A 13,262-nucleotide genomic window follows, 5' to 3' on the forward strand; every position below is an offset into this window, starting at 1 on the left:
GTTCAATATTCACTCATGGCCCTGTACCAATCATGCAAGATAAATATAGTCCCGCCGACGTAGAAAAAGCCGCTCAATCCCACTGGAAGGCGATCGACGCCTACAAAGCCGTCGAGAACGATCCGCGCTTCCCGAAAGGTAAATACTACGCTTGCTCCATGCTGCCTTACCCATCGGGTAAGCTGCACATGGGCCACGTCCGCAACTATACGATCAATGACGTGATGTACCGCTACCTGCGCATGAACGGCTACAACGTCCTCATGCCGATGGGCTGGGACGCGTTCGGCATGCCGGCCGAAAACGCCGCAATGGCCAACAACGTGCCGCCAGCGCAGTGGACTTACTCCAACATCGCCCACATGCGCTCGCAGATGGAGCTGATGGGCCTGGCCATCGACTGGTCGCGCGAAATGACCGCGTGCAAGCCGGAATACTACAAGTGGAACCAGTGGATGTTCCTGAAGATGCTGGAAAAAGGCATCATCTACAAAAAGACCGGCACCGTGAACTGGGATCCGATCGACCAGACCGTGCTGGCCAACGAGCAAGTCATCGACGGCAAGGGCTGGCGCTCGGGTGCGGTGATCGAGAAGCGCGAGATCCCGATGTACTACGCGCGCATCACCGACTACGCCGAAGAACTGCTGGAACACGTCGACAGCAAGCTGCCAGGCTGGCCTGAGCGCGTGCGCATCATGCAGTCGAACTGGATCGGCAAATCGACCGGCGTGCGCTTCGCTTTCCCGCACGAGATCAAGGACGCCGATGGCAACCTGATCACCGACGGCAAAATGTACGTGTTCACCACCCGTCCAGACACCGTGATGGGCGTGACCTTCTGCGCCGTCGCCGCCGAACACCCGCTGGCCGTGCTGGCTGCGCAAACCAATCCTGAACTGGCCGCGTTCAACGCCGAGTGCAAACTGGGTTCGGTGATCGAGGCTGATATGGCAACGATGGAGAAGAAGGGCATGCCGACCGGCCTGTTCGTCACCCATCCAATCACCGGCGATAAAGTCGAAGTCTGGGTCGGCAACTATGTGCTGATGACCTACGGCGACGGCGCCGTGATGGGCGTGCCTGCGCACGACGAGCGCGATTTCGCCTTCGCCAAAAAATACAATCTGCCGATCAAGCAAGTCATCACCACCGCCGAGAACCCAGAGTACTCGACCGAAGCCTGGCAAGAGTGGTACGGTGACAAGGAAGTTTCGATCGTCACCAACTCCGGCAAGTACGACGGCCTGCGCTACGCAGAAGCCGTGGATGCCGTCGCCGCCGACATGGCCGCCAAAGGCCTGGGCGAGAAGAAGATCACCTTCCGCCTGCGCGACTGGGGCATCTCGCGCCAGCGCTACTGGGGCACGCCTATCCCAATGATTAACTGCGCCGATTGCGGCTCGGTGCCGGTGCCTGAAAAAGATCTGCCGGTAGTGCTGCCGGAAGACTGCGTACCAGACGGCAGCGGCAACCCGCTGAACAAGTACGAAGCCTTCCTGACCTGCGATTGCCCGCAGTGCGGCAAGCCAGCGCGCCGCGAAACCGACACCATGGATACCTTCGTCGATTCGTCGTGGTACTACATGCGCTATACCTCGCCAGGCGCGGACTCGATGGTCGATGCACGCAACGATTACTGGATGCCGATGGATCAGTACATCGGCGGTATCGAGCACGCCGTGCTGCACTTGCTGTACGCGCGCTTCTGGACCAAAGTCATGCGCGACTTCGGCCTGGTGAAATTCGACGAGCCGTTCACCAACCTGCTGACCCAGGGCATGGTGCTGAACGAGACCTACTACCGCGAAGACGCCGCCGGCAAGAAGACCTGGTTCAATCCAGCCGACGTTGACTTGACCGTGGACGACAAAGGCCGCCCACAAGGCGCGATCCTGAAGGACGACGGCCAGGCCGTGCAAATCGGCGGCACCGAGAAGATGTCGAAGTCGAAGAACAACGGCATCGATCCGCAAGCGCAAATCGAACAATACGGCGCCGACACCGCGCGCCTGTTCACCATGTTCGCCTCGCCACCAGAGCAAACGCTGGAATGGTCGGGCAGTGGTGTGGAAGGCGCCAACCGCTTCCTGAAGCGCGTGTGGAACTTCGGCTACGCGCAGCGTGAAAGCATCGCCGCCGCTGGCGCGCCGCTGAGCGCCGCCGCCACCACCGACGTCGGCAAAGCCCTGCGCCGCGAAGTGCACAAGGTGCTGCAACAAGCCGACTATGACGTTAAGCGCATCCAGTACAACACCGTGGTCTCGGCCTGCATGAAGATGCTGAACACGCTGGAATCGGCCAAGGACGTGGAAGCGGCCGTGCTGTCGGAAGGCTACGCCATCTTCCTGCGCCTGCTGAACCCAGTGGCACCGCACATCACCCACGTGCTGTGGAAAGAGCTGGGCTACGCCGGCGACATCCTCGACGCCGCATGGCCGCAAGTTGATCCAGCAGCGCTGGAACAGTCGGAAATCGAGATGATGATTCAGGTGAACGGCAAACTGCGCGGCAGCGTGGTGGTCGCGAAGGGCGCCGACAAGGCCGCCATCGAAGCCGCCGCACTGGCTAACGAAGCGGTGCAGAAGTTCATCGAAGGCACGCCGAAGAAGGTGATCGTGGTGCCGGGCAAACTGGTCAACATCGTGGTGTAAGGCAGATTATGGCGACGACTACTTCGAAGTTCTTGGGCGCGGCAGTGCTGGCATCCGCGCTGGCGCTGTCGGGCTGCGGCTTCCACCTGCGCGGCGACAGCGGCCATTACACGCTGCCGTTCCCGACGCTGTACGTGGGACTGCCGGAGTCGTCGCCATTGGCGATCGATTTGAAGCGCAACATCCGCGCCAACGGCGGCACCACGGTGGTCAACGCCGCCAAGGATGCCGACGGCGTGATTGAAGTGCTGACCAATCCTGAAAAGACCAAGACCAAAACCATTCTGTCGCTGAACAGCAATGGCCGCGTGCGTCAGTATCTGCTGACCTACAACATCGTGTTCCGCGTGCTGGACAAGCAAGGCAACGAGTTGCTGGCGCCGACCGCGATCACGCTGACGCGTCCTATCGACTTTAATGAGACGCAGCTGCTGGCAAAAGAGCAGGAAGAAGCGCTGCTGTACAAGGACATGCAGACCGACTTGGTGCAGCAGATGATGCGCCGTATCGCTGCCGTGAAAACGGCAGGTATGTCGCTGCCGCCGCCAGGTCCTGCACCGACCGGCAAACAGCCTTCGGGCCAGCCGTCGACGATCCCGCCGGCCGTGCCGGTTCAGTAAAGGCGCAGCATGCAATTACGGTTGGAGGCGCTCGACGGCCATTTAAGCAAATCGCTGTCGCAGCTGTACGTGATCACCAGCGACGAGCATTTGCTGGCGCTGGAAGCCGCAGACAAAATCCGCAAGGCGGCGCGCGCGCAAGGCTATTCCGAGCGCGATGTGCTGACCGTGGAGCGCAGCTTCAAGTGGGGCGAACTGCTGGCGGCCAATCAGGCTTTGTCGCTGTTTGGCGATAAGAAGCTGATCGAGCTGCGCATCCCAACCGGCAAGCCGGGCAAGGATGGCGGCGCGGCGCTGCAAAATTATGTAAAGGATCTGAGTCCAGATAATCTGACTCTGATCACGCTGCCGAAATTGGATTGGCAGACGCAGAAGGCAGCGTGGGTGACCGCGCTGCAGCAGGCGGCGGTGTATATCGACATCCCGCAGGTGGAACGGGCGCATTTGCCCAATTGGATAGGCCAGCGCCTTGCCCAACAAGGGCAGAGCGCAGACCGGCAGAGCATTGATTTCATCGCAGACCGCGTGGAAGGCAATCTGCTTGCGGCCCATCAGGAGATTCAAAAACTGGCCTTGCTGCACGAGCCGGGCAAGCTCACTTACGAGCAGGTACACGAGGCGGTGCTGAATGTGGCGCGCTACGATGTGTTCAAGCTGAGTGAAGCGATGCTGGCAGGCGATCCGGCGCGGTTGATCCGCATGCTCGATGGCTTGAAAGGCGAGGGCGAAGCTTTGCCGTTGGTGCTGTGGGCGGTGTCGGATGAAATCCGCACGCTGCTCAAGCTGAAGGCGGGCATGGCGCAAGGCCGTTCTCTGAGCGCGCTGCTGAAAGAGCATCGCATCTGGGGGCCGAAAGAACGCATGATGGATCCAGCGCTGCGCCGCATTTCGCTGCCGACGCTGGAAGCGGCAATGAAGGACGCCGCGCAAGTGGACAAGATGATCAAGGGTCTGCGCGCAAAAGCGCATGCAGGCGACGCATGGGACGCCATGCTCCAATTGGCGTTGAAGGTCGCCCGCGGCTGACCCGCTCGAACGGGACAACGATGGACACCAAGCACTACATGGAACAACTGGGCCAGCAGGCGCGCAAGGCTTCGCGCGCCATGGCCCGCGCCGACAGCGCCGCGCGCAACCGCGCCTTGACGCTGATCGCCGATGCAATTGAACGCGACGCCGACGCGCTGCGCGCCGCCAATAAGCTGGATATGGACGCAGCTGCCGCCAATGGCCTGGAGCCGGCCATGCTTGATCGTCTGGCCTTGTCGGACAAGGCGATTGCCACGATGGTGGAAGGCCTGCGCCAGATCGTCGCACTGCCCGATCCTATCGGAGAAATCTCCGGCCTGAAATTCCGCCCGACCGGTATCCAGGTCGGCCAGATGCGCGTGCCGCTGGGCGTGATCGGCATCATTTACGAATCGCGTCCCAACGTGACGGTGGATGCGGCGGGCCTGTGCATCAAGAGCGGCAACGCCACCATCCTGCGCGGCGGCTCGGAAGCGATCCACTGCAACCGCGCGCTGGCGAAGCTGGTCAAGGAAGGTTTGCAAGGCGCAGGCCTGCCGGCCGATGGCGTGCAAGTGGTGGAGACCACCGACCGCGCCGCCGTTGGTGCGCTGATCACCATGCCGCAGTACGTGGACGTGATCGTGCCGCGCGGCGGCAAGGGCTTGATCGCGCGCTTGATGGAAGAAGCCACGGTGCCGATGATTAAGCACCTGGACGGCATCTGCCACGTCTACATCGACGGCAAGGCCGATATGAAGAAGGCGATAGACATCGGCTTCAACGCCAAGTGCCATCGCTACGGCACCTGCAACACGATGGAGACGCTGTTGGTAGCGCGTTCAATCGCACCGGCCGTGCTGCCGGAACTGGCGAAACTGTACGCGACCAAGGAAGTCGAGTTGCGCGCCGACGCCGAAGCGAAAGCGATCCTTGGCGCGGCTGGCTATCCGCACCTGGTGGACGCCACCGAAGAGGATTGGTCGACCGAATATCTGGCCGCGATTTTGTCGGTCAAGGTAGTCGCGGATATGGACGAGGCGATGGATCACATCAATACCTACTCGTCCAAGCATACGGAGTCCATCATCACCGAAGACCATTCGGCAGCGATGCGCTTCTTGCGCGAAGTGGATTCGGCCTCGGTGATGATCAACGCTTCGACGCGATTTGCAGACGGCTTTGAATATGGCCTCGGCGCGGAAATTGGCATCTCGAACGACAAGCTGCACGCGCGCGGCCCGGTCGGACTGGAAGGTTTGACCTCGCTGAAATACGTGGTATTCGGCCACGGTGAAATTCGACAATAAGGAATCACATGCTCTGGATTAAAGCACTGCACATTTTCTTCGTCATCGCATGGATGGCCGGCGTGTTCTACCTGCCGCGCATCTTCGTCAACCTGGCGATGGAGACCGACAAAAACACCACCGCGCGCCTGCTGCTGATGGCGCGTAAGCTGTACCGCTTCTCAATGTGGTTGTCGGTGTTTGCAGTGATCTTCGGAGCGATCCTGGTGTACATGCAGTACGGCGTGCACATGCCGGGCTGGCTGCACGCCAAGTTGACGCTGGTGGTGCTGGTGATCGGCTATCACCACGCCTGCGGCCCGATTCTGAAAAAGTTTGAACGCGGTGAGAACAAGCGTAGCCACAAGTGGTTCCGCGTATTTAACGAGCTGCCAGTGTTCATCATGCTGGCGATCGTGATTTTGGTAGTAGTGAAGCCGTTTTAATCGTAAAACGGCAGTTTTTTTTAACGGACAAAAGGTACACCTATGGCATCCTTCTTTTGCCCATGCCCACGCGGCATGGAAGCGGCGTTAGCCGAAGAACTGCGCGAGATCGCGCAACAAAGCACCACCATGAAGGTGCACAACGAAGTCCCGGGCGGCGTGCACGCTTCCGGCGACCTTGAAGATTCGTATCGCATCAACCTGCACTCGCGCATTGCCTCGCGCGTGTTGATGCGCATGGCCGCTGGCGGCTACAAAAACGAGAACGATATCTATGACCTGACCTTGGCGCAGCCTTGGGAGGAGTGGTTCGGTTACGACCACACCATCCGCGTTGATCTGACGGCGGTGAAGTCGCCGCTGAAAAGCCTGGAGTTCACCACGCTGAAAATCAAGGATGCGATCTGCGACCGCTTCCTCGATCAATACAAGAAGCGTCCTTCGGTGGACACCAAGGAGCCGGATATGCGCATCTTCGGCTTCGTCGATGCGCACCAGTTTATCGTGTATCTCGATACTTCTGGCGAAGCGTTGTTTAAACGTGGCTGGCGTACTGAAACCGGCGACGCACCGCTGCGCGAGAACCTGGCCGCAGGCCTGCTGCGCGTGTCGGGCTGGAAGCCGGGCATGCCGCTGTTCGACCCTATGTGCGGCTCCGGCACCATCCTGTGCGAAGCAGCGCAGATGGTGCAGGGCGTGCCGCCGGGTGCGCGCCGCCGTTTCGCGTTCGAGAAGTTCCATGACTTCGATCCGCAGCCTTGGCTGGATATGAAGACGTCGATCAAGCCGAATCCGCTGCCGGCCGAGCCGACCATTTTTGGTTCCGATATTTCGGGCGATATGGTGGCGATGGCGCGGCACAATCTGCGTAGTGCAGGCATTTTGTTTGATGTGCCGCTGAAGCAGATCGAGGCGCAGCAGGTGCAGGCGCCGACCGCGCAGCCGGGCATTTTGCTGACCAATCCTCCGTACGGCGAGCGTATCGGCGTGCGTGGCGATAGCTCGCTGGCGCAGGACGAGCTGGCCAACAGCTTCTATGCGGATTTCAGCAGCACCTTGAAGCAGCGCTTTGCTGGTTGGACGGTGTTCTTGTTCACCGCGGATCTGGGTGTGCCTAAGCTGCTGCGTTTGAAAGAAGCGCGCAAGACGCCGTTCTTCAACGGCGCGCTGGAATGCCGTTTGTTCCGCTTCGATATGGTGGCGGGCTTCAACCGCCGTGAAGCCGCAAAACCAAAAGACGCTTAACCCCGCAGGGCCACACGGGGTCTGACCCTACGGGTCAGACCCCAACCTATGCGCACCGGTGTGGGGTGAAAGCACGCGCAACAAGGAAAACGTTTATGTTCCCGACTCCGTCCGACGACGTACCCCAAGACACCATCGAGGACATTCCTCCGCCCGAGCCATCGCACCGCAAGCCGCTCACTGCCACCGCGCTTGCCGTCATGCTGGCCGGCCTGTCGATGATCGGCCCATTCTCGATCGACGCCTACCTGCCTGCCTTCCCGAATATTCAAGCGACCTTGCACGCCACGCCGCTGGAAGTGCAGCAAAGCCTGACCTTCTACATGCTGGCCTTCGCCGGCATGGTGCTGTGGCACGGCGCGCTGTCCGACGCCTTCGGCCGCCGCAACGTCATCCTCGTCTCGCTGGCCATGTTCTCCATCGGTACGCTGGGCTGCGCTGCCGCCCACACTGTCCATTACTTGTGGGTGTTCCGCATCATGCAGGGTGTCTCGGCCGGCGCCGGCGTGGTGGTCGGCCGCGCCATCATCCGCGATCTGTATGAAGACGCCGCCGCCGCGCGCCTGCTGTCGCTGGTGACCATGATCTTTTCCATCGCCCCGGCCGTGGCGCCGATCCTGGGCGGGTGGATCGTCACCCTGTTCGACTGGCGCGCCATCTTCCTGTCGCTGCTGGCTTACAGCCTGCTGCTGTTCATCTACTGCTACCGCCGCCTGCCGGAGACGCTGCCGCCTGAAAAACGCCATCCATTCAACCCGCGTTTCCTGGTGCGCAACTACGGCGAGATTCTGCGCTCGCCGCTGTTCCACCTGAAGACCGGCGTGGTGGCGCTGAACTTCGCCGGCCTGTTTATCTATATCACCGGCGCACCGGTATTTCTGCCGCAAGAGCTGCACCTCGGCGCGGAGCAATTCGGCTGGCTGTTCATTCCATCGGTGGGCGGGATCTTCCTCGGCGCGCTGGCGGCCAACCGCATTGCCGGAAAAATGACATTTTCGCGACAGATTGGGATCGGCTTCTGCTTCCTGCTGTCGGCCTCCACGCTGAACGTGATTTACCACCTGTTCCTGCCGCCGGCGCTGCCGTGGACGGTGCTGCCGATGCTGTTTTATACCTTCGGGATGTCGGTGGTGGCGCCGGGGGCGACCTTGCTGGCATTGGATCTGTTTCCGCACATCCGCGGCACGGTCGCATCCTGCCAATCGTTCGCGGTGACCCTGCTGGGCGCCATCGTGGCGGGCGTCATTGCGCCGGTTCTATCACATTCGGCGCTGTGGTTAGCCGCAGGACAGATGGCCTTTAGTGCCTCTGCTCTCGTTTTGTGGTTGACGTCGCGCTATTACCGGAGCATATTACTGCGCTATCCAGAGCGATAATCATTAACGGCAGGAAATTGGCTTAGTTTAGAAAGAAATTTTGCTTGCTGTTAAGTTATTATCAGACTTTATGATAATATAATTTTTTAAGGCAATGTTTCCCGGCCCAGAAAACGCCGGGAGACCGCATAAAGCCTAACGTTTGCGGAATTTAGCCGTTGAGTTCCGCCCCCTGATCGATGTCTATTGGCGGCAATGTTTGATACGATGCATCAACAATCTGACCATGATATTCGCAATCGACTGCTGATTGCCCGTCTGCCGGCCATGCCGCAGATACTCATCAAGTTGATTGAGCACTTGCAGGCTGATGACGCCGGCATGCCGGAACTCGCCGCGCTGATCGCCAAGGACGCGGCGATGACCAGCAAGATCCTGACCGTCGCCAATAGCTCGGCCTACCACCGCAATCCGCGCACCGTGGGCCTCGAACAATCGCTGGTGTCGCTCGGCACCGATATGATCAAGACGCTGGTGATCAGCGAATCGGTATTCCAGACCTTTAACAGCTTCCCGCACTCGGGCAGCACCGACCTGCGCGGCTTCTGGAAAGGCTCGCTCACCACGGCCGTCATCGCGCGCGATATCGCCAAGCAGATGGAATACCCACACGTCGAGGAAGCTTACCTCGCCGGCTTGCTGCACAACGTCGGCCGCCTTGCCTTGCTGGCGACTGCGCCGAAAGAATACGCTTTCAACTTCACCGCACGCGATGACGAGGACCTGTGCGCGGTTGAACAGCGCACGCTGCAAATCACCCACTCGGAGGCCGGCGCATGGCTGATCGAGCGCTGGAACCTCGATTCCTTCCTGGCCGACAGCGTGCTGTATCACCACGAGCCGATTACCCGCCTGGAAGCCGCACACCCGCTGATCCGCATGGTGCGCCTGGCGCACCTGCTGTGCTGCCACGACGACCAGGAGCAGGCGATTGCCGAATCAGCGCGCCTGTGCAATCTGGATAGCGCGCAGCTGGAGCTGATTATCAAGAACGCCGCGCGCCAGGTGGAGAAGTCGGCCAACTACCTCGGCATCGACCTGACCGGCGCCGACGACATCGTGGCGCCGGCCGCGTACGCGCCGCCGCTGGTGGATCCGGTGCAGCAACGCTTGTCGGAAGAAGTGCGCAACATCATGCTGGTGTCCGAGATGGGCCAGACCTTCGCGCGCCAGCATGGCGAAGCCGGTCTGCTGGAGGCTATCACGCGTTCGGCACGCATTCTGTTCGATTTTGAAAACGCCGTGCTGCTGCTGGAGAATCCAACCGGCCATGCGCTGCACGGCATGGCGACCGGCGAAGGCCAGCAACGGCTGGCGGAATTTGTCATCCCATTGAACAAGGGCGGCCCGGTGGCGCAGTCCGCACTGGAACGCAAGCTGGCTTATGTCAAGCGCGAAGGCCAGGTGCTCAACGTGTCGGAAGAACAGCTGTTCCGCATTCTCGGCAGCGAGAGCATGGTGTGCCTGCCGCTGGTGGCGAACCAGCGCTGCCTCGGGGTGCTGATCGGCGGCCTGCCGGCGTGGCAGATGCCGCACGTGCAAAAGCGCGAGCGCTTCCTGCAATCGTTCGGCACGCAGGCTGCGGCTTCGCTGGAAACGGCGATCAGCGAACGCGGTCACGCCAAGCGCCAGATCGCGCATGTGGCGGAAGAATACCGCGAGGCCTCGCGCCGTGTGGTGCATGAGGTGAACAACCCGCTGTCGATTATCAAGAACTATCTGTCTGTCCTCGACGGCAAGCTGGCCAAGCGCGAGCCTGTGGTCGGCGAGATGTCGATCCTGAACGAAGAGATCGACCGCGTCGGCCAGCTGATTAACGGCTTGGCCGATTTGCAGCCGACCGAGACGGCGCGCACCACCGACGTGGGCAAGGTGGTGGACGATGTGCTGCGATTGTTCCGCGCCACGGAATTTGTCCCGGCCTCGGTGCAGATCGTGGTGCGCATGCAGGAGGAGCCGGCCGAAATCGACGGCGACGCCGACCTGCTCAAACAAATCCTGGTGAACCTGATCAAGAACGCCGTTGAAGCCCTGGCCGACGGCGGCAAGATCGAGATTTCGAATCGCGGTCATGTGAATCGTGAACGCAAGCTGTATCTGGAACTGGTGGTCAGCGACACCGGCCCAGGTCTGTCGGCCGACGTGCTGGCCAACCTGTTCTCTCCTGTGCGCAGCAGTAAGGAGGGGGCCAATCACGGACTGGGACTGTCCATCGTCCATAGTCTGGTCAAGAAAATGCAAGGCCTGATTACCTGCCGCTCCGGCAAAACGGGTACTACCTTTGAAATCCTGCTGCCCGCCAAGGGCAGTACCAGCCAAGTCGCCAGCGTGCCATCGCGGGTGATGGATTCCGTTTAAGGCCATGATGAACCTGAACCCTGTCGACCTCGCCCCCGTCGAACCTTTGTCCAACGATAACCGTCCACGCCTGCTGCTGGTAGATGACGAGCCCCGATTGCTCTCGTCGCTCTACGAACTGCTGCGCGACCGTGATTACCACCTGGTGACCGCCACCTGCGGCAGCGAAGCGCTGGCCCAGCTGACCAAGCTGAAATTCGACTTGATCCTGCTTGATCTGCGCCTGCCCGATATGAGCGGCCACGAGATCATGGACTACATCAACGCCCGCGAGATCGACGGCGACGTGATCGTGATGAGCGGCGACGTCGGCATCGAAGCGGCCATCGGCGCGCTGAAACGCGGCGCCTACGATTACCTGCGCAAGCCTTACAGCCGTGAGGAGCTGCTCAAGACGGTGGAGAACGCGCTGCAAAAACGCCGCCTCGCCATCGACAATGAGCGCATCGCCTCCAAGCTGGAGAACTCGGAAAAGATGTACCGCTATCTGGTGGACTCGTCGCCGGACATCATCTACACCTTGAACCACGAGGGCAAGTTCACCTTCGTGAACGACCGCGTGACGCAGCTGCTGGGCTTTACCCGCGAAGAGCTGATCGGCAAGCACTACTCGGTGCTCGTGCACGACGAAGACCAGGAGCGCGCGCGCTACGCCTTCAACGAACGCCGCGTCGACGAACGCGCTTCGCGCAACGTCGAGCTGCGCCTGAAGTGCAATACCGGCGGCGGTGTCGAGCGCACCTTCAACAACACGCTGATGACGATTTCGCTGAACGCGATCGGCATGCACATCCCGGATCACGAAGTGAAGACGCGCGAGTTCTTCGGCACCTACGGTGTGGCGCGCGACATCACGGATCGCAAGCGCGCCGAGGAAGTGATTTCATACCAGGCTTACCACGATATCCTGACCGACCTGCCGAACCGCATGCTGTTCAAAGATCGTCTGGGCCTGGCGGTGATTCAGGCCAAGCGCAAGCTGACTGAGTTGGCGGTGATGTTTGTCGACCTGGATCGCTTCAAGCTGGTCAACGATACGCTGGGCCACGTCAAGGGCGACGAGCTGCTGCAACAGGCGGCGCAACGCCTGAAGGACTGCCTGCGCCGTGGCGATACGCTGGCGCGCCAGGGCGGCGACGAATTCACCATCGTGCTGCCGGAGCTGCGCGACCGTCAGGACGCCAAGGCCATCGCCGATAAATTCCTCGAAAGCCTGCAACGTCCGTTCGATCTGGACGGCCACCAGGTGCACATCTCGGCCTCGATCGGCATCGCCATCTATCCTGGCGACGGCGAGACCATCGATGAACTGCTGCGCCACGCGGACATCGCCATGTATCAGGTGAAGGCGCTGGGCAAAAATGGCCACAGCTTCTATCACAACTCGATGCTGGACGTATCGCACCAGAAGATCGCGCTGGAGCAGGCGCTGCGCAAGGCGCTGGAGCACAACGAACTGGAAATGTACTACCAGCCGCAAGTCGACGTCTCCACCGGCCGCATCATCGGCGCGGAAGGACTGATGCGCTGGAACCACCCGCAGCGCGGCTTGCTCTCGGCCGGCGAATTCCTGCCGTTCGCTGAAGAGAATGGCCTGATGCTGCCGATCTCCGACTGGATGCTGGGCGCCTTGTGCCGCGATCTGCTGCACTGGAATGCGCACGGCGGCGAGGCGCTGCGCCTGTCGCTGAATCTGTCGCCGCAATATCTGGATCGCGGCGACTTCTTCGAGAAGATGCGCGGCGCGCTGACGCGCTACGGCATTTCGCCGGCGCAGATCGAAGTCGAGATCACCGAGAACATCTGCATCCGCAATCCGCAGTATGCGATTGAACAGCTGAACAAGTTGTGCCAGTTGGGCGTGTCGGTGGCGATTGACGATTTCGGCACCGGCTATTCGTCGCTGGCGTACTTGCACCGCTTCCCGATCCACACCATCAAGATCGACCAGTCCTTCGTCAAGGAGATCCACGACGAGAACGGCCACTATCCAGTGATTCTGGCGATCATCTCGATCGCGCGCGGCCTGGGTCTGCACCTGGTGGCGGAAGGCGTGGAAACCGAAGTCCAGTCGCGCTACCTGGAAGCCAATGGCTGCACCACGATGCAGGGCTATCTGTACCATCGCCCGATTTCGCTGGCGAGCTTTATCGATGTATTGCAAGAGCAGAACCGCCGGTCGTCGCCATCGGTCGCTATGCTGCACGCGGTGCCGAGCACCGTCGACGAACAACCGGCGATGATTGCGATCCAAGCCTGATAAGAA

9 protein-coding genes are annotated in these 13,262 nt (G+C 60.7%); all 9 read left to right on the forward strand.

All coding sequences use genetic code 11. The features are described 5' to 3' along the window. Positions 1 to 32 precede the first annotated feature (32 nt). Positions 33 to 2,654, forward strand: coding sequence for a leucine--tRNA ligase (gene leuS, locus GTP45_RS23485; protein ID WP_161016299.1), 2,622 nt, complete (start codon positions 33 to 35; stop codon positions 2,652 to 2,654). Between the two features lie 8 nt (positions 2,655 to 2,662). Further along, the gene (locus tag GTP45_RS23490; RefSeq protein WP_161016300.1) at positions 2,663 to 3,274 is read left to right on the forward strand and encodes an LPS-assembly lipoprotein LptE; all 612 of its coding nucleotides are present in this window, start codon (positions 2,663 to 2,665) and stop codon (positions 3,272 to 3,274) included. A 9-nt stretch (positions 3,275 to 3,283) separates the two neighbouring features. Then, positions 3,284 to 4,300, forward strand: a complete 1,017-nt coding sequence (holA, locus tag GTP45_RS23495) for a DNA polymerase III subunit delta (protein WP_161016301.1) — start codon at positions 3,284 to 3,286, stop codon at positions 4,298 to 4,300. 20 nt (positions 4,301 to 4,320) lie between these two features. Continuing rightward, a complete protein-coding gene (locus GTP45_RS23500; RefSeq protein WP_161016302.1) occupies positions 4,321 to 5,592 on the forward strand; it encodes a glutamate-5-semialdehyde dehydrogenase in 1,272 nt (423 codons plus the stop codon). A gap of 8 nt (positions 5,593 to 5,600) precedes the next feature. Then, on the forward strand, positions 5,601 to 6,017 hold the full coding sequence (locus GTP45_RS23505; protein WP_161016303.1) for a CopD family protein: 417 nt from the start codon (positions 5,601 to 5,603) through the stop codon (positions 6,015 to 6,017). A 42-nt stretch (positions 6,018 to 6,059) separates the two neighbouring features. Further along, positions 6,060 to 7,262 (forward strand): THUMP domain-containing class I SAM-dependent RNA methyltransferase, encoded by a 1,203-nt coding sequence (locus GTP45_RS23510; RefSeq protein WP_371874501.1) that lies wholly within the window; start codon positions 6,060 to 6,062, stop codon positions 7,260 to 7,262. A 95-nt stretch (positions 7,263 to 7,357) separates the two neighbouring features. Next, positions 7,358 to 8,638 carry a multidrug effflux MFS transporter gene (locus GTP45_RS23515; RefSeq protein WP_161016304.1) on the forward strand — a complete coding sequence of 427 codons (1,281 nt, stop codon included), beginning with the start codon at positions 7,358 to 7,360 and terminating at the stop codon, positions 8,636 to 8,638. Between the two features lie 207 nt (positions 8,639 to 8,845). Beyond that, the gene (locus GTP45_RS23520) at positions 8,846 to 10,996 is read left to right on the forward strand and encodes an HDOD domain-containing protein (protein ID WP_166454722.1); all 2,151 of its coding nucleotides are present in this window, start codon (positions 8,846 to 8,848) and stop codon (positions 10,994 to 10,996) included. A 7-nt stretch (positions 10,997 to 11,003) separates the two neighbouring features. Further along, positions 11,004 to 13,256, forward strand: a complete 2,253-nt coding sequence (locus GTP45_RS23525; protein WP_229258624.1) for a putative bifunctional diguanylate cyclase/phosphodiesterase — start codon at positions 11,004 to 11,006, stop codon at positions 13,254 to 13,256. The last annotated feature ends 6 nt before the right edge of the window (positions 13,257 to 13,262 follow it).

Origin of the sequence: Duganella rivi (genome assembly GCF_009857435.1) — a bacterium.
GTDB classification, from domain to species: Bacteria; Pseudomonadota; Gammaproteobacteria; order Burkholderiales; family Burkholderiaceae_D; genus Rugamonas; species Rugamonas rivi.

What these genes read in the sequence shown, in the direction of transcription:
- leuS (WP_161016299.1), top strand. Translation starts at nt 33, where the DNA reads ATGCAAGATAAATATAGTCCCGCCGACGTAGAAAAAGCCGCTCAATCC.
- GTP45_RS23490 (WP_161016300.1), top strand. Translation starts at nt 2,663, where the DNA reads ATGGCGACGACTACTTCGAAGTTCTTGGGCGCGGCAGTGCTGGCATCC.
- holA (WP_161016301.1), top strand. Translation starts at nt 3,284, where the DNA reads ATGCAATTACGGTTGGAGGCGCTCGACGGCCATTTAAGCAAATCGCTG.
- GTP45_RS23500 (WP_161016302.1), top strand. Translation starts at nt 4,321, where the DNA reads ATGGACACCAAGCACTACATGGAACAACTGGGCCAGCAGGCGCGCAAG.
- GTP45_RS23505 (WP_161016303.1), top strand. Translation starts at nt 5,601, where the DNA reads ATGCTCTGGATTAAAGCACTGCACATTTTCTTCGTCATCGCATGGATG.
- GTP45_RS23510 (WP_371874501.1), top strand. Translation starts at nt 6,060, where the DNA reads ATGGCATCCTTCTTTTGCCCATGCCCACGCGGCATGGAAGCGGCGTTA.
- GTP45_RS23515 (WP_161016304.1), top strand. Translation starts at nt 7,358, where the DNA reads ATGTTCCCGACTCCGTCCGACGACGTACCCCAAGACACCATCGAGGAC.
- GTP45_RS23520 (WP_166454722.1), top strand. Translation starts at nt 8,846, where the DNA reads ATGCATCAACAATCTGACCATGATATTCGCAATCGACTGCTGATTGCC.
- GTP45_RS23525 (WP_229258624.1), top strand. Translation starts at nt 11,004, where the DNA reads ATGAACCTGAACCCTGTCGACCTCGCCCCCGTCGAACCTTTGTCCAAC.